The organism is Streptococcus wuxiensis (assembly GCF_040888245.1).
Lineage (GTDB): Bacteria > Bacillota > Bacilli > Lactobacillales > Streptococcaceae > Streptococcus > Streptococcus wuxiensis.
The window spans coordinates 505,841-523,090 of sequence record NZ_JBFNFE010000001.1 but is presented as its reverse complement, the minus strand read 5'-3'; the positions used below and the strand labels follow the sequence as shown (position 1 = coordinate 523,090).

The window sequence follows — 17,250 nt, the reverse complement described above, 5'->3', positions numbered from 1 at the left end:
TATAATGTTTTAGAAAGAGGTTCTTATGAAAGAATTAGAAACCGTGTTAGAGCAACGTTTTGGGCTTGTTTTTTCAGATAAACAATTACTTGAAACAGCTTTTACTCACACTAGTTATGCCAATGAGCACCGCCTCTTAAAAATTTCACACAATGAACGCTTGGAATTTTTAGGAGACGCTGTTCTGCAATTATTGATTTCAGAATATCTGTACCAAAAATATCCTAAAAAACCAGAAGGTGACCTGTCTAAACTCCGTGCCATGATTGTACGTGAAGAGAGTTTGGCTGGTTTTGCCCGTGACTGCCAGTTTGACCAGTTTATCAAGCTAGGAAAGGGAGAGGAAAAATCTGGAGGCCGTAATCGAGATACCATCTTGGGAGATGCTTTCGAAGCCTTTTTGGGTGCCCTGCTTTTAGATAAGGATCTACTTACGGTAAAAGAGTTTATCTACCAGGTCATGATTCCAAAGGTTGAGGCTGGTGATTTTGAGATGATTAAAGACTACAAGACTCACCTCCAAGAACTACTCCAAGTCAATGGTGACGTTGATATTCGTTATCAGGTCATTTCAGAAATCGGACCTGCCCACGATAAGATGTTTGAGGTTGAAGTCCTTGTCGAGGGTCAAAGTTTAGGTAGGGGTCAAGGACGATCTAAAAAATTGGCCGAACAAGAAGCCGCTAAAAATGCAGTTGAGGAAGGACTGGATTCATGTATTTAAAAGAAATTGAGATTCAGGGATTTAAGTCCTTTGCTGACAAAACCAAGGTAGTTTTTGACCAGGGAGTAACAGCAGTTGTAGGACCCAATGGTTCTGGAAAATCTAACATCACAGAAAGTTTACGTTGGGCTCTTGGGGAATCCAGTGTCAAAAGTCTTCGTGGTGGGAAGATGCCTGATGTTATCTTTGCAGGGACAGAAAGTAGAAAACCATTAAACTATGCTTCTGTAGTTGTTACTCTAGATAATCAGGACGGTTTCATCAAGGATGCAGGACAGGAAATCAAGGTGGAGCGTCATATCTATCGTACCGGGGATAGTGAATACAAGATTGATGGGAAAAAAGTCCGTCTTCGTGATATTCATGATCTTTTCTTAGATACCGGACTTGGGCGCGATTCCTTCTCCATTATTTCCCAAGGGAAGGTCGAAGAAATCTTTAACTCCAAACCTGAGGAACGTCGGGCTATCTTTGAAGAAGCAGCTGGAGTTTTAAAATATAAAACTCGTCGCAAAGAGACGGAAAGTAAGTTGCAACAAACTCAAGATAATTTAGACCGTTTGGAAGATATCATCTATGAGTTAGACAATCAAATCAAGCCCTTAGAAAAGCAAGCAGCAACAGCTCGTAAATTTATAGACTTGGACAGTCAGCGTAAAGGCATCTACTTAGATGTTTTAGTTGCACAAATTCAAGCCAATAAGGCTGAATTGGATCTAACAGAAGAAGAATTAAACCAAGTCCAAGAACTGTTGACTAGTTATTATCAAAAACGCGAGTCACTAGAACTTGAAAATCAATCTCTTAAGAAGCAGAGACAAGATTTACAAGCAGAGATGGCTAAAGATCAAACTAGTTTGATGGATTTGACTGCTCTAATCAGTGATTTAGAACGGAAATTGGCCTTGTCTAAACTGGAGACTGAGCAGGTTGCTCTCAATCAACAAGAGGCTCAAGCTCGTTTAGCTGGTTTGGATGAAAAGAGAAATGCTCTTATTCAAGAGAAGGAAGAAAAAGAAGCAAATCTCAGTCAGTTAGAAGAAAATCTAGCAGTCAATACCAAGGAGCTCAATCGTTTAGAAGCTGAGTTGTTAGCTTTTTCTGATGATCCTGATCAGATGATTGAGCAACTGCGTGAGCGCTTTGTTGCTTTCTTGCAGGAAGAAGCGGATGTCTCTAACCAGTTGACACGGATTGAAAATGATCTTGAAAATAGTCGCCAACAGACTCAAAAGCAAGAAGAACAATTGGAGTCCTTGAAGGAACAATTAGCTTCTGCTAAATCTAAGGCTAGTGAACAAGAGGCTGATTTAAAATTAGCAAAAGAAAAAGTACAGAACTTACTTGTTGACTATCAGACGCATGCTAAACAGGAAGAAGAACAAAAGCAGGTTTATCAAAGTCAGCAAAGTCAACTCTTTGACCGTTTGGATAGTCTGAAAAACAAGCAGGCCAAAGCGCAAAGTCTGGAAAACATTCTTAAAAATCATAGTAATTTCTATGCGGGTGTTAAGAGTGTTTTACAAGAAAAAAATCGCCTAGGCGGTATTATCGGAGCGGTCAGTGAACATTTAACTTTTGATGTTCGTTATCAAACAGCTCTTGAAATTGCCCTCGGGGCAAGTAGCCAACATATCATCGTTGAAGATGAACAGGCCGCGACTAAAGCTATTGATTTCCTTAAGCGAAACCGAGCTGGTCGTGCGACCTTCCTACCTTTGACAACCATCAAGGCTCGTAGCATTTCTGGTCAGAACCAAGATGTGATTGCCTCAAGTCCAGGTTTTCTTGGAATGGCAGATGAATTGGTTACTTTTGATGCCAAGCATGAAGCAATATTTAAAAACTTGCTTGCTACAACAGCAATCTTTGATACGGTAGAGCATGCGCGTGATGCGGCTCGCAAGGTACGTTATCAGGTTCGAATGGTAACGCTAGATGGTACAGAATTGAGAACAGGTGGTTCTTATGCTGGTGGTGCCAATCGTCAAAATAACAGTATTTTCATCAAGCCTGAATTGGAGCAGTTGCAAAAAGAAATTGCTCAGGAAGAGAAGATTCTTGGTCAGGAAGAAGAAAATCTGAAATCAGTTCAAGTAGCCTTGAATGAACTTAGTCAAACTTTGGAAACTATTAAATCTCAGGGAGAGCAAGCTCGAATAGAGGAGCAGGGCTTATATCTGGCTTATCAACAAACTTGCCAACAAGTCGAAGAACTCGAAACACTTTTAGAACTTCAGGAAAAAGAATTAAACAATCTAAGAGGTGGAGATTGGCAAACTGAAAAAGAAAAATGCCAAGAACGTCTTGCAGTTATTTCAACTGAAAAGCAAAAGCTGGAGTCTGAGATTGAAGAAATCAAGTCCAATAAAAATGCGATTCAAGAACGTTACCAAAACTTACAGGAAAAACTTTCCCAAGAACGTCTGCTCAAAACAGAAATGATAGGGCGAAAACGTTATGAAGTTGCGGATATTGAGCGTATCAACAAAGAACTTGAATATATTGATATGGAGCAAGAAGAGATTGAACGTCTTTTGCAAGAAAAGGTAGATAATCTTGAAAAGGTTGATACAGAACTTTTGGCCAAGCAGGAAAGAGAAGCCAAGAGTCAGAAGGAAGAAATTCAACAAGGGCTTATTCGTAAGCAGTTTGAACTAGATGATATCGAAGGTCAATTGGATGATATTGCTAGTCATTTAGAACAAGCTCGTCAGCATAATGAAGAATGGATTCGTAAGCAAACACGAGCGGAAGCGACCAAAGAGAAGATTACGGACCGCCTTCGCTATCTTCAAGGTCAACTGACTGAAGAATACCAGATTAGTTATACGGAAGCTTTAGAACAAGCCAATCCATTAGAAGATTTGGCTGTCGCTGAACAAGAGGTCAAGGATCTGGAAAAATCTATCCGTTCACTTGGTCCAGTCAATTTGGATGCTATTGAACAGTTTGACGAAGTTCACGAACGCTTGGAATTCTTAAATAGTCAGCGTGATGACATTCTTTCTGCCAAAAATCTTCTTCTTGAAACCATTACAGAGATGAACGATGAAGTGAAGGAACGATTCAAATCAACCTTTGAAGCTATTCGTGAATCCTTCAAAGTGACCTTCAAGCAGATGTTTGGTGGTGGTCAAGCGGACCTAATCCTGACCGAGGGAGATTTATTGACAGCGGGTGTTGAAATCTCTGTTCAACCGCCTGGTAAGAAAATCCAATCTCTCAACCTCATGAGTGGTGGAGAGAAGGCCTTGTCAGCTCTTGCTTTGCTCTTCTCAATCATTCGTGTCAAGACCATTCCATTTGTTATTTTGGATGAAGTAGAGGCTGCACTCGATGAAGCTAACGTTAAACGCTTTGGGGATTATCTCAATCGATTTGACAAGGATAGCCAGTTTATCGTTGTTACCCACCGTAAGGGAACCATGGCAGCAGCAGACTCTATTTATGGGGTAACCATGCAAGAATCTGGTGTTTCTAAGATTGTCTCTGTTAAACTAAAAGATATAGAAAATATGGATGCTTAGTTTGTTTTCAATATAACATTTCAAGCTAGAGCATGGAGAATGACCTTCAATAAGTCGGAAAGGTTACAAAAATAAATTGAGGAGCTTACATGGATTTTGACCTATTCCTAATGATTTGTAATTATATTGGGACTATAGCCTTTGCGGCGTCAGGAGCCATCAAAGGATTTGGTAAACGTTTAGATATTTTTGGCATTAGTTTATTGGCAATTGTAACAGCAGTAGGCGGGGGTATTTTAAGAGATTCTATTATCAGTCGTTTTCCCTCCGCTCTCGCAGATCCTGGACCGATTTATGTCTCTATCCTTGTAGCTGTTATTATGTATGCCTTTGTGACATCAAAACAAGCCAATGCTAGTCAAGAAAAAAAATTCTATAAGTGGCTGAGAGAAGCTTATCTTATCTTTGATTCGATTGGATTGATTATCTTCTCTCTAATCGGGGCTACAGCCTTGGCAGATAGTAAGTTGAATTTAATGTCTGCTGGGATTTTGGCCTGTTTAACAGGTGCTGGCGGAGGTATCATCCGAGATCTCTTGATTAATGAAGTCCCAAGTGTTCTAAAAGAGGACATCTATGCCCTTCTATCTTTTGTAATTGGAGTTATTTATTACTGGTTGGCCTTTGTCCTCCATTTTCCAAGAATTACTGCCTTTATCATTCTCTCAATTGTCGGTTTTGTGATTCGACTTTGTATTATTAAGTTTAAGCTCTCTTTGCCAAATATGGATAAGAGAACCTTGAACTAAGGAATAAACGAAACTTATTTTATATAGGCGTCTAATCTCGTATGGATTAGGCGCTATTTACTTTTTCTATGGTATAATAGAAGATAGATTTATAACTGGAGAATAGAAGTATTTATGATTAAACTAGTCGCAACGGATATGGACGGGACTTTTTTGGATGAAGCGGGCCAATTTGATATGGAGCGCTTAAAAGCTCTTCTCTCATCCTACAAAGAGAGAGGAATCTATTTTGCTGTTGCATCAGGACGTGGTCTTTTGTCCTTAGAGAAACATTTTGCGGATGTCAAAGATGAGATTATTTTCATTGCTGAAAATGGGAGTCTGGTTCGTTTTCATGGACAAGACCTTTATGAAGCGACCATGCCTAGAGATTTTTACTTATCAACTTTTGAAAAGCTAAAGACTTCACCTTATTTTGATGAAAAGAAGATGCTCTTGACAGGTAAAAAAGCATGCTATGTTCTAAATACGGTTGATGAAACCTATCTCATGTTTAGTCATCATTACAATGAGAATATTCAAAAAGTAGCTAGTCTTGAAGATATCACCGATGAGATTTTCAAATTCACAACTAACTTTACAGAAGAGACAGTAGAAGCTGGCGAATCTTGGGTTAATGAACATGTGCCTGGTGTTAAGGCAATGACGACAGGTTTTGAATCCATTGATATTGTCCTTGATTATGTGGACAAGGGAGTTGCGATTGTCGAATTGGCTAAGAAGTTAAATCTGGATATGGACCAAGTGATGGCCTTCGGTGACAATCTCAATGACCTTCACATGATGCAAGTTGTAGGGCACCCAGTCGCACCTGAAAATGCTCGCCCAGAAATTCTAGAACTTGCCGAAACAGTTATCGGTCACCATAAGGACCAATCAGTTATCGCTTATATGGAGGGATTGTAATGGCAGATATTAAATTAATTGCCCTAGACTTAGATGGGACTTTGCTGACGACAGACAAGAAATTGACTGATCGTACCAAGGCGACTTTAAAGGCTGCGCGTGAACAGGGTGTCAAAGTAGTCCTAACAACTGGACGTCCTCTCAAGGCTATGGATTTCTTCCTTAAAGAGCTTGGAACAGACGGCCATGATGACGAGTATACTATCACATTCAACGGTGGATTGGTTCAGAAAAATACAGGTGAGATTCTTGATAAGACAGTCTTTTCAATTGATGATGTGACACGTATTTACGAGGAAACTGATAAACTAGGCATTCCTTTAGATGCAATTTCAGAAGGAATAGTTTACCAGATTCGGTCTGACCAAGAAAGTTTATATGCTCAGTTTAACCCGGCTCTAACTTTTGTTCCAATTGCTTTTGAAGATTTGTCTAGTCAGGTAACATACAATAAATGTGTGACTGCCTTTCCTCAGGAACCTTTGGATGCGGCTATTCAAAAGATTTCACCAGAATTATTCGATCAATATGAAATTTTTAAATCACGTGAACTCTTGCTAGAATGGTCACCAAAGAATGTTCATAAGGCGACAGGATTATCTAAACTGATTGAACACCTGGGAATTGAACGAAGTCAAGTCATGGCTTGTGGAGATGAAGCTAATGACCTTTCGATGATTGAGTGGGCCGGTCTCGGTGTCGCTATGCAAAATGCTGTACCAGCAGTTAAGGCGGTGGCAAATGTGGTAACACCAATGACTAATGACGAAGAAGCTGTCGCCTGGGCAATTGAAAAATATGTACTGAAGGAGAACTAAAGAATGGGATTATTTGACCGTTTATTTGGAAAAATAGAAGAACCTAAAATTGAAGATGTTGTCAAAGAAGCTCTAGAAAACATTGATTTATCGGATGATAGCCAGCAAACTGAGACGCTAGAATCTGAAAATATCGAAGTCAAAGAGCAAGATGGGACTGTCGTAGCCGAAGAAAATGATGAAAACTTATCTGAAGCAGATGTTGACGAAGAAACTATTGTCGAATCAGTTGACGAAGTGAAGGTTTCTCAAAAAGAGTTAAATCAAGTCCAAGAGGCAGATAGTCCTCAAGAGGAATCGACTCATGTTGAAGAGATTCCTTCAAACGATAGTGACGAGGAAGAAATTGTTCAGCCTCAATCTGACGAAGCAGAAACAGAGTTTGAAGAGGAAGCAAACCAAGCAATCGAAGAAACTCGTCAAGTGCAAGAGACTGTACAGGAAAAATATGACCGCAGTCTCAAGAAAACTCGTACGGGATTTGGTGCCCGTTTAAATGCCTTCTTCGCTAATTTCCGATCAGTTGATGAAGATTTTTTTGAAGAACTTGAAGAACTACTCATCATGAGTGACGTTGGTGTCCAGGTGGCTTCAAATCTTACGGAAGAATTGCGTTATGAAGCTAAGCTAGAAAATGCTAAGAAACCTGAAGCACTTCGTCGTGTTATCATCGAAAAATTGGTGGAGTTGTATGAGAAGGATGGCAACTACAACGAAAGCATTAATTTTCAAGATGGTTTGACTGTCATGCTCTTTGTAGGTGTTAATGGTGTCGGAAAGACAACATCAATCGGTAAATTGGCACATCGCTACAAACAAGCTGGGAAGAAAGTTATGCTAGTTGCTGCTGATACCTTCCGTGCGGGTGCGGTTGCTCAATTAGCAGAATGGGGTCGCCGTGTAGATGTTCCTGTCGTAACAGGTCCTGAAAAAGCTGATCCAGCCAGTGTGGTCTTTGATGGGATGGAACGAGCAGTAGCAGAAGGTATTGACATTCTCATGATTGATACGGCTGGTCGTCTGCAAAACAAAGAAAACTTAATGGCAGAATTGGAAAAGATTGGTCGTATCATCAAACGCGTAGTGCCAGAAGCGCCTCATGAAACCTTCCTAGCTCTTGATGCGTCAACTGGGCAAAATGCTCTTGTACAAGCTAAAGAATTCTCAAAAATTACTCCAGTTACAGGGATTGTCTTAACAAAAATTGATGGGACTGCCCGAGGTGGGGTTGTTCTTGCTATCCGTGAGGAACTCAATATCCCTGTTAAGCTAATTGGTTTTGGTGAAAAAATCGATGATATCGGTGAGTTTAACTCTGAAAACTTTATGAAGGGCCTTCTAGAAGGTTTGATATAAAAGAAAATCCTGCAAGAATTCTTGCAGGATTGTTTTTGATTATTCTAAACGACCATCTTTACGATAGGCGATATCTGGTTGCCATGTCCATTTGGCTCCGTATTTTTCAAGGAGATCAAAACTAGCCTGAGGTCCCATGCTACCAGCCTTGTAGTCATGAAGTGGAGCACCATTTTCAGCCCAAAGCTTCTCGATACGGTCAATCAATTTCCAAGAAGCGCTAACTTCTTCCCAGTGGCTAAAGTTAGTTGAATCGTTATTCAATACATCGTAGATTAGCTTTTCATAAGGATCTGGTGAAGCACCTGTAGCTGTAGCATCAGTTCTGTAGTCAAGCGAATTATGTGCAAGTTTGAACTCTTCTCCAACTTCTTTACCGTTAAGGCTAAGAGAGAATCCTTCCGTCGGTTGGATGTAGATGGTAAGCACATTCGGTGCTAGTGGTTCTCCAAAGATTGAATCCATTTGTTTGAAGACGATGTTTACGTGTGTTCCTTTTTCAGTTAGGCGTTTACCTGTACGGAAGAAGAAAGGTACATCACGGAAGCGATCAGTATCGACAAAGAAGGCACCTGAAGCAAAGGTTTCTGTCATTGATTCTGGGTTGACATTTGGTTCGCTGCGGTAAGAAATGTATTTCATGCCATCAACTTTACCAGAACGGTATTGCCCACGGATGAAGTGCTCTTTAAGTTCCTCATCTGTAGGGTGGTAAAGGTTCTTGAAGACCTTGATTTTCTCTGCGCGAATGTCATCCTTTGTAAAGCTTGCAGGCTTGTCCATAGCAAGGAGTGACAGAAGCTGAAGTGTGTGGTTTTGAACCATGTCTCGAAGGGCGCCAGACTCATCATAGTAGCCACCACGCTCTTCAACACCTAGACGTTCTGCAAAGGTAATTTGCACATTATCAATATGTTCCCGATTCCAAACATTTTCAAAGATCATATTGGCAAAACGAATGGCAAATATGCTTTGAATCATTTCCTTACCAAGATAGTGGTCGATACGATAGATTTGCTCTTCGTTAAAAGTAGCTAGAAGCTCTTCGTTTAGTTTGCTTGCAGTCTCATAATCCGTACCGAAAGGTTTCTCAACAATCAAACGTTCAAAGCCCTTACCGTCAACGATTTGCTCAGACTTGAGGTGTTTGGCGATGGTACCAAAGAATTGTGGTGCCATTGAGAGGAAGAAGAGCTTGTTGTGTTCAGTTTGATACTTTTCATTTAACTCAGCCTGAAGTTTACGTAATTCGATGTAGTGCTCAGTGTCATTAACATCATGACTTTGATAGTAAAAATGACTAGCAAAAGCTTGAGCCTCTTCTGCGCTATCTGCCAAGTCTAAAATAGATTCGACAACAACAGATTCGAAATATTCCTTACTCCAAGGTCTACGAGCAGTTCCAATAACAGCAAAATGATCAGAAAGATTACCTGATTTATAAAGTCTAAAGAGTGAAGGGTAGAGTTTGCGTTTAGCCAAATCTCCACTAGCACCAAAAATTGTAACAATAACTTTAGATGACATCCAGCTACCTAATTTCTATTTACTTTCCTAGATATCCTAGGCATGAGGAATCCCCATTTTCATACCCTTTATTTTATCATAATTTTCTAAAAAATCCAAAATTCCAATACAAGTAAGAAAAAACTGCAAGGTTTTCCTTGCAGTTTTTTTAAGCATTGAGCACCTTGTCCAAAAATTCTTTTAGACGTGGGTGTTGTGGGTTGTCAAAGATTTGATCAGGAGTACCATCTTCTAGGAATTCGCCGTCTGCGGTAAAGATTACACGATTAGCAACCTTACGAGCAAATCCCATCTCGTGAGTTACGATGATCATGGTCATACCTTGTTCAGCCAATTCCTTCATAACGTTAAGAACGTCTCCGACCATCTCAGGGTCAAGGGCAGAAGTTGGCTCGTCAAAGAGCATGATATCAGGGTTCATTGCTAAACCTCGAGCGATAGCCACACGTTGTTTTTGTCCACCTGATAAACTGTCAGGATTAGCATTTGCCTTGTCAGCAAGTCCAACCTTTTCAAGAAGCTCCATGCCTAATTTTTCGGCTTCAGCCTTTGTCAACAACTTATGCTCAATAGGAGCGAAAGTAATATTTTCCAAGACAGTCATATGTGGAAATAGATTGAAGTGCTGGAACACCATTCCGATATTTTCACGAACATGGTCCACGTTGGTTGCTTTGTCCGTCAAATCATAACCATTAACTGTGATATGACCTTTTGTACCTTCCTCAAGGAGATTCAAGCTACGCAAGAAAGTTGACTTACCTGAACCAGAAGGTCCAATGATACAAACAACATCTCCTTCATAGAATTTCGCTGAAATTCCTTTAAGGACTTTGTTTTTACCATATTGTTTATGTAAGTTATGAACGTCAATTTTTAATTTTGCCATTATTGAATCCTCTTTTCTAAGCGTTTCGCTAATCTAGTTAGAAGAGTGATAATCACAAGGTAAAAGACTGCGAGAATTGCATACATTTTAAAACTTTGATAGTTACGAGCAATGATAATCTTACCAGTTTGGAAGAGTTCTACCAAACCGATTGCAGATACGATTGTTGTATCTTTAAGAGCGATAACAAATTGGTTGACAAAGTTTGGAAGCATGAGCTTGGTTGCTTGTGGCAAGACAATCTTACGCATGGTTTTTCCATATGAAATACCAAGGCTTCGACTGGCTTCCATTTGTCCAACAGGAACAGCCTTAATACCACCACGAACAATTTCAGCAATGTAGGCAGCTGAGTTTAGGGAAAGTGCGATAGTACCAGCGACAAAGTCGTTGATTGGACTTTGTTGACCTGTAAGGGATTCGATAAAGTTAGGAATTCCCCAGAAAATGAAGGCTGCGAGAATCATCAATGGAATACCACGGATAACGTCAACGAAAATCTCTGAAATCAAACGGAGTGATTTATAAGGGCTGACACTAAACATACCAAAGATTATACCGATGAAAATCGCAATTACAAATGAAATCAGTGCTAATGAGAGAGTAATTCCAAGTCCGCTGAGAAGTTGTTTGTAGTTGTTCTTCAACAATCCCCAGATAGTTGTTTCATCAGCGGTTGAACTTGTAGTAGTAGAATCGCTAGCTAGATACTTATCAAGGATTTTTTGGAATTCTCCATTTGCCTTAAGGTTTGCAAGCCCTTTGTTGAATTTCTCTAGCAATTCTGGATTGCTTCCTTTTTTAACTGCAAAAGCAGTTTCACCAATTGGAGTACCTGCGATTGGTGTTTTTAACTTTTGTCCTTGACTAATAGAGTATTTAATAACAGGTTCGTCGTCCATAACGGCATCTATTGAACCAGTGTTTAAGCTATCATACATAGATGCAGCATCGGAAAAAGTTTTGATCTTGTAACCGTACTTACTTTGATTTTCTGTTAGGAAGGTTTGTGAAGCAGTACCATTTTTCACACCTACAGTCTTACCATTCAAATCTTCATAAGAAGAAATGGTACTTGATTCTTTAACACCAAGAATAGTATTTGCAGTATAGTAAGAATCAGAGAAATCAAAAGTTTCCTTACGAGCATCAGTCACTGACATACCCGCAATGATACCGTCTGCTTGTCCAGATTGGACTGCGTTAATAGCAGCGTCAAAACCAGGATTGGTAATCTCTACTTCAAAGCCTTGGTCTTCAGCGATAGCCTTGATTAGATCCATATCGATACCAGTGTATTGGTTGCTTGAGTCCTGGAAGACAAATGGTGCAAATGACGAGTCACTGGCAATGACATACTTTGTTTTCTCAGTATCAGCTTTTACTAGTCCTAATGAAAAAATAGGAAATAAAATAAGCAAACATGCTAGGATTTTTTTCTTCATGTTATGTCTCCTTTCAGGGTATTTTCAAATTATAGCAGAAAAAAATGAATCCGGCAAATATTTTATATTTATATGTAAGAAGATATAACATAGAACAAGATGAGGTGGTCTGTTGAGAAGCAGAAAGTCTTTCTTTTTTATGGTAAAATAGAAGGATAGAAAATATGTATGAGGCTATTATGATAGATAGAATTACAGACAACAAATTTAAACTCGTCTCCAAATACCAACCGTCTGGGGATCAACCGCAAGCTATTGAACAGTTGGTGGATAACATCGAGGGTGCTGAGAAGGCACAAATCCTGATGGGAGCGACTGGTACAGGGAAAACCTATACTATGAGTCAAGTAATTGCTCAAGTCAATAAACCAACCCTAGTCATTGCCCACAATAAAACTCTGGCAGGGCAACTCTATGGGGAATTTAAGGAATTTTTCCCAGAGAATGCTGTTGAGTACTTCGTTTCTTACTATGATTACTACCAGCCAGAAGCTTATGTGCCCTCTAGCGATACCTATATCGAAAAAGATAGCTCGGTCAATGACGAGATTGATAAGCTCCGCCACTCAGCAACATCAGCTTTGTTGGAGCGTAATGATGTTATCATTGTAGCATCTGTTTCTTGTATCTATGGTTTGGGATCTCCTAAAGAATACGCTGATAGCGTGGTAAGTTTGCGTCCGGGTCTTGAGATATCTCGCGATAAACTGCTCAATGATTTGGTGGATATTCAGTTTGAACGCAATGACATTGACTTTCAACGGGGGAGATTCCGAGTCCGTGGGGATGTGGTGGAGATTTTCCCAGCCTCTCGTGATGAGCATGCATTTCGTGTTGAGTTCTTCGGAGATGAGATTGATCGTATTCGTGAAGTCGAAGCTCTAACTGGTCAAGTTCTGGGCGAAGTGGATCATTTGGCGATTTTCCCAGCCACTCACTTTGTGACCAATGACGACCACATGGAAGTAGCTATTGCTAAGATTGAGGCCGAGTTGGAGGAGCAGTTAGCTATCTTTGAGAAGGAAGGTAAGCTCCTGGAAGCGCAACGCTTGAAACAGCGAACAGAATACGATATCGAGATGCTTCGTGAGATGGGCTATACAAACGGGGTTGAAAACTACTCCCGCCACATGGATGGACGAAGCGAAGGAGAGCCTCCTTATACTCTTCTCGATTTCTTTCCAGATGATTTTTTGATTATGATTGATGAGAGCCACATGACCATGGGACAAATCAAGGGCATGTACAATGGAGACCGTTCACGTAAGGAAATGTTGGTGAATTATGGTTTCCGTTTGCCATCTGCCTTGGATAATCGTCCCCTCCGTCGTGAAGAGTTTGAAAGCCATGTTCACCAGATCGTTTATGTTTCAGCGACACCTGGTGATTATGAACACGATCAGACTGACACCGTTATTGAACAAATCATTCGTCCGACTGGTCTTTTGGATCCAGAAGTGGAAGTGCGCCCAACTATGGGACAGATTGATGACCTCTTAGGCGAAATCAATGCCCGCGTTGAAAAGAACGAACGGACCTTTATTACAACCTTGACCAAAAAAATGGCTGAAGACTTGACTGACTACTTCAAAGAAATGGGGATTAAGGTCAAATACATGCACTCGGATATCAAGACTTTAGAGCGGACAGAGATTATCCGTGACCTGCGTTTGGGTGTTTTTGATGTCTTGGTAGGAATTAACCTCCTTCGTGAAGGGATTGATGTTCCAGAAGTTAGTCTAGTTGCTATTCTTGATGCCGACAAGGAAGGTTTCCTTCGTAATGAGCGTGGACTTATTCAGACCATCGGGCGTGCTGCCCGAAATAGTGAGGGGCATGTTATCATGTATGCTGACACTATGACTCAGTCTATGCAAAAAGCCATCGATGAAACGGCTCGCCGTCGTAAAATTCAGATGGCTTATAATGAAGAACACGGCATTGTTCCACAAACTATCAAGAAGGAAATTCGTGACCTGATCTCTGTCACAAAAGCTGTGGCTAAGGAAGAGGATAAAGAAGTCGATATCAATAGCCTTAATAAACAAGAACGCAAAGAATTGGTTAAAAAACTTGAGAAACAAATGCAAGAAGCCGTCGAAGTGCTTGACTTTGAACTAGCAGCTCAAATCCGTGATATGATGCTGGAAGTCAAGGCTTTGGATTAGATAGGAGAAAACTCATGAAAATTTTAGTCATCAATGGGCACCCTGATCAGGAAAGCTACTGCCAAGCCATTTTTCAAACCATTGTAGAAAATATTGACACAAGGCACCATGATATTGAAGTTATCAATCTTAATGAAGAAAACTTTGATCCAGTTTTACGTTATGGCTATCGAAAGCGGATGGAGGAAGATTCGTTTATCCTTCGTTCTCAGGAATTGATCCAATGGGCAGATCATTTCATCTTTGTCTATCCTATCTGGTGGAGTAGTATGCCTAGTCTTATGAAAGGTTGGATTGATCGGGTATTCACACCTGGAATTGCCTACTCAGCCAATGACCAGGGAAGTTTTATCTGGAATTACCTTAGAGGCAAGCAGTTTAAAAAGTTATTAAAAGGGAAAACAGCCAGTATTTACGCAACCTCTATGGCGCCCACTTGGTGGTACAAAATCTTTTCGGGTCCTATCAACATTCCAGATAGTTATGGCATCTCTGTTTTGAAAAATGCGGTCTTGAATCACTGTGGGATTAAAACCAAGCGCGTCTGCATCTTAGGAGAAGTCGGCCGGGATGTGAATACCACTAGTATGCGGGAACAGCATCTCAAAAAGGTCGCAGCAGAAGTGAAGAAACTATCATGAAACAAGATAATAAAAAAGAGAAAAAATCAAAAAAGTCCCATAAGCCAAATCGAAAAATGAGCTGGCTAGATAAAGTAAAATTGTGGTTGTTACAGCATTCAAAAATAGCTTTTCTATTAGATAGTAGTATATTTTTTTTATCAGCTTTTGGGGTATTCTATTTGTTGTTTGGAACAACTCTTATTCCAAAACCCTATCAAAACTTCAATTATGTCTTTCCGCTCTTTCTGAATCTTATATTCTTAGTGAACATGCTTTATCAAGGTGTTTTTAGAGATAATTTCGATGGAATGCTGACAATACAAGATTTTGCAGATCCATTCTTGTACCTAAATGGAGTAGGTTTGTTGTTTCACTCATTTTTTGGAATAATGGGTCGAAATAGAAAGACTATTCCTCCCTTGCTAACCTTAGATCCCCGTTACATCTGGTTTCCAATTCTTACTTATATAAGCTTCTTCTTAGTGGCTACTTTGATTATTTTAATTTCCAAGTATATTGAAAAGAAAAAGGGAAAAGAAGAAAATAGGGAAAATTCACTCAAATGAGAAAGAATAAAAGAAATTCAAATACAAAAAAGAATCTCTCAATGAAAGAAAGTTTTCATCTTTGGCAAGATTCTCATAAATTTTTAGGATTCTTCTTGATCCTCGGTCTTATCCTAGCAATAGGACTAAGTTTGAATCTAATTTTTGAAAGTCTCCCTATTCCTTCGCCATACAGAGATATCAACTATAGTTTTCCACTATATATAAATCTTTTTTGTCTGGTATATCGATTATTTGACTATTGGTTCCTAGACTTGTCTGGAGCAAGGATGACAATAAAAAGATTTGCAGATTTATTTATCTATCTTAATAGTATCGGTTTAATAGTCCATCTCTTTATTGGAATTAGCGGAAAAAACAGTAAAGGGATTTTACCTTCTCTCGTATCCCTAGACCACCGCTATATTTGGTTTCCTATAGCAACCTATCTGGTCTTTTTTACTGTAGCTGCTTTAACGATTTTGTTTATGAAATTTATTGAAAATAAGAGGAGTTAATTATGAGAAAACATCTAACTATATTTAGGATTCTTTACCTACTGTTCTTGGTATTTGCCTTAATTCATTTTGTCCTAGGTTTATTTGGTTTAGCTTTTACACCAGGTTTGTGGAATCTCTGGTTCTTTGGTCTCAGTCTAACTTTATTTATTCAGCCATGGACTATTTTTTATAAAACGAGAATCTTTCAATGGTATCATCTGATTTTTCAAGCTCTCAGTGGATTTTTTGCTCTCCTAATCTGGTTTGTGATTTTCTTAATTATATCTATGGTTCCAGATTCATCCATGCCTATCAACATAGATTATCAGATGAATAATAAAGATAAGGAAATTACAATTATCAGAGGGGATTTACTCCATTCAATTCATGAATATCATGACTTGGTTAATCCTTTGATAATGAAATCTAAAGTTAAGTATAAGATAGAAAATTAAAGATTAGAAAGTGAGTCCTATGTCTCGAGCACAATTAATCATTCTTACCAATATTTGTATGATTGAAGATCTTGAAAAGCAGCGCGTGGTTATGCAGTATCGATCACCTGAAACCAACCACTGGTCTGGCTATGCCTTTCCAGGAGGTCACGTTGAAAATGGAGAGGCTTTTGCAGAATCTGTTATTCGTGAAATATACGAGGAAACAGGTCTTACAATCCAAAATCCCCAACTTGTCGGCATTAAAAATTGGCCACTGGATACAGGTGAGCGCTACATTGTCTTTTGTTACAAGGCGACTGAATTTACGGGTACTCTCCGTTCTTCAGAAGAAGGAGAAGTTTCTTGGATACAAAAAGACCAGATTCCGAATTTGGATCTGGCTTATGATATGTTACCTTTGATGAAGATGATGGAAGCTCCAGACAAGTCTGAATTTTTCTACCGTCACCGTACAGAAGATGGATGGGAAAAAAGAATTTTTTAATCCTTTACCAAATACCCTAACTTGTCCAAGGCCTTCTCAATATAGAGGAGGTCTTGTTCGTTTTCAGCTTCGACTAGGTGATAATGGACGCCATCTGTTAATTCAGAAAGTGGTCTAAAGTCAGACCGTTCGACTTGCTCTAAAAAATGCTGAACGTCACGGCGACAAGAGAGTTTGAGCAAGGTTTCAATTTCCCCGTAGACAGGATGATCAATTAAGGTATTCTGAACACGCCCCCCATTATCGACGATAGCTAGAAGTTCTTGACCGATTTCTTCCATCTCGTGCTTTACTTTAAACAGCTTGTGAACATACGGATTGGTTTTGCTTTCTTTATAAATATAGCCACGATTGGTTGATAAGATAGGAGCACCGTCTGCACGAAGAACTGCAATGTCCTGAACGATAATTTGGCGAGTGACATGAAAATGTTCTGCTAAGCTTTTTCCGTTTTGAGGTTTTTGAGCTTCTTTTAAGAGTTGTAGAAGTGCTTCTTTTCGATTTTTTGTCATATTCTTCTTTCTTAAC

Annotated in this window: 16 protein-coding genes; 12 read left to right on the top strand and 4 right to left on the bottom strand. The window is 39.5% G+C overall.

Annotated elements, in window-relative coordinates; all coding sequences use genetic code 11:
- Positions 1 to 25 precede the first annotated feature (25 nt).
- The 6 genes from rnc to ftsY all read left to right on the top strand — a co-directional run bounded on the left by rnc (position 26) and on the right by ftsY (position 8,083).
- Complete coding sequence (gene rnc, locus AB2B47_RS02550; protein ID WP_004252602.1) at positions 26 to 724, top strand: ribonuclease III; 699 nt, start codon at positions 26 to 28, stop codon at positions 722 to 724.
- On the top strand, positions 715 to 4,254 hold the full coding sequence (gene smc, locus AB2B47_RS02545; RefSeq protein ID WP_320693549.1) for a chromosome segregation protein SMC: 3,540 nt from the start codon (positions 715 to 717) through the stop codon (positions 4,252 to 4,254). Before rnc ends, smc begins: the two co-directional genes overlap by 10 nt.
- 89 nt (positions 4,255 to 4,343) lie before the next feature.
- Entirely contained in the window at positions 4,344 to 5,003 is a 660-nt protein-coding gene (locus AB2B47_RS02540; RefSeq protein WP_320693548.1) for a trimeric intracellular cation channel family protein, read from the top strand.
- 114 nt (positions 5,004 to 5,117) lie between these two features.
- Positions 5,118 to 5,909: a Cof-type HAD-IIB family hydrolase gene (locus AB2B47_RS02535; RefSeq protein ID WP_006151536.1), complete on the top strand. Its 792-nt coding sequence runs from the start codon at positions 5,118 to 5,120 to the stop codon at positions 5,907 to 5,909.
- Positions 5,909 to 6,727 carry a Cof-type HAD-IIB family hydrolase gene (locus AB2B47_RS02530; RefSeq protein ID WP_006152093.1) on the top strand — a complete coding sequence of 273 codons (819 nt, stop codon included), beginning with the start codon at positions 5,909 to 5,911 and terminating at the stop codon, positions 6,725 to 6,727. The genes AB2B47_RS02535 and AB2B47_RS02530 overlap by 1 nt, the downstream gene beginning before the upstream one ends.
- Before the next feature lie 3 nt (positions 6,728 to 6,730).
- Positions 6,731 to 8,083 (top strand): signal recognition particle-docking protein FtsY, encoded by a 1,353-nt coding sequence (gene ftsY, locus AB2B47_RS02525; protein WP_320693547.1) that lies wholly within the window; start codon positions 6,731 to 6,733, stop codon positions 8,081 to 8,083.
- A gap of 39 nt (positions 8,084 to 8,122) precedes the next feature.
- Here the strand turns inward: ftsY and zwf are convergent, their stop codons facing one another.
- The 3 genes from zwf to AB2B47_RS02510 form a co-directional block, all read right to left on the bottom strand.
- Positions 8,123 to 9,610: a glucose-6-phosphate dehydrogenase gene (gene zwf, locus AB2B47_RS02520; RefSeq protein WP_006152232.1), complete on the bottom strand. Its 1,488-nt coding sequence runs from the start codon at positions 9,608 to 9,610 to the stop codon at positions 8,123 to 8,125.
- Between the two features lie 148 nt (positions 9,611 to 9,758).
- Positions 9,759 to 10,499: an amino acid ABC transporter ATP-binding protein gene (locus tag AB2B47_RS02515; RefSeq protein ID WP_006151892.1), complete on the bottom strand. Its 741-nt coding sequence runs from the start codon at positions 10,497 to 10,499 to the stop codon at positions 9,759 to 9,761.
- Positions 10,499 to 11,944 carry an amino acid ABC transporter substrate-binding protein/permease gene (locus tag AB2B47_RS02510; RefSeq protein WP_006152051.1) on the bottom strand — a complete coding sequence of 482 codons (1,446 nt, stop codon included), beginning with the start codon at positions 11,942 to 11,944 and terminating at the stop codon, positions 10,499 to 10,501. The genes AB2B47_RS02515 and AB2B47_RS02510 overlap by 1 nt, the downstream gene beginning before the upstream one ends.
- Positions 11,945 to 12,123: 179 nt before the next feature.
- On the opposite strand from AB2B47_RS02510, the gene uvrB reads away from it, so the two are divergent.
- From uvrB to AB2B47_RS02480, 6 genes are read left to right on the top strand one after another with little or no spacing between them, the layout of a single operon-like run.
- Complete coding sequence (gene uvrB, locus AB2B47_RS02505; protein ID WP_320693546.1) at positions 12,124 to 14,112, top strand: excinuclease ABC subunit UvrB; 1,989 nt, start codon at positions 12,124 to 12,126, stop codon at positions 14,110 to 14,112.
- Positions 14,113 to 14,126: 14 nt separating this feature from the next.
- Positions 14,127 to 14,753 (top strand): NAD(P)H-dependent oxidoreductase, encoded by a 627-nt coding sequence (locus AB2B47_RS02500; protein WP_006151870.1) that lies wholly within the window; start codon positions 14,127 to 14,129, stop codon positions 14,751 to 14,753.
- Positions 14,750 to 15,301 carry a hypothetical protein gene (locus AB2B47_RS02495; RefSeq protein WP_320693545.1) on the top strand — a complete coding sequence of 184 codons (552 nt, stop codon included), beginning with the start codon at positions 14,750 to 14,752 and terminating at the stop codon, positions 15,299 to 15,301. Before AB2B47_RS02500 ends, AB2B47_RS02495 begins: the two co-directional genes overlap by 4 nt.
- Positions 15,298 to 15,798 (top strand): hypothetical protein, encoded by a 501-nt coding sequence (locus AB2B47_RS02490; protein ID WP_320693544.1) that lies wholly within the window; start codon positions 15,298 to 15,300, stop codon positions 15,796 to 15,798. The genes AB2B47_RS02495 and AB2B47_RS02490 overlap by 4 nt, the downstream gene beginning before the upstream one ends.
- Before the next feature lie 2 nt (positions 15,799 to 15,800).
- Entirely contained in the window at positions 15,801 to 16,235 is a 435-nt protein-coding gene (locus AB2B47_RS02485; RefSeq protein WP_320693543.1) for a hypothetical protein, read from the top strand.
- Between the two features lie 19 nt (positions 16,236 to 16,254).
- A complete protein-coding gene (locus AB2B47_RS02480) occupies positions 16,255 to 16,722 on the top strand; it encodes an 8-oxo-dGTP diphosphatase (RefSeq protein WP_025170340.1) in 468 nt (155 codons plus the stop codon).
- On the opposite strand, the gene AB2B47_RS02475 is transcribed toward AB2B47_RS02480, so the two are convergent.
- Positions 16,719 to 17,234, bottom strand: a complete 516-nt coding sequence (locus AB2B47_RS02475; protein WP_254724281.1) for a transcription repressor NadR — start codon at positions 17,232 to 17,234, stop codon at positions 16,719 to 16,721. The genes AB2B47_RS02480 and AB2B47_RS02475 overlap by 4 nt on opposite strands.
- Between the last annotated feature and the right edge of the window lie 16 nt (positions 17,235 to 17,250).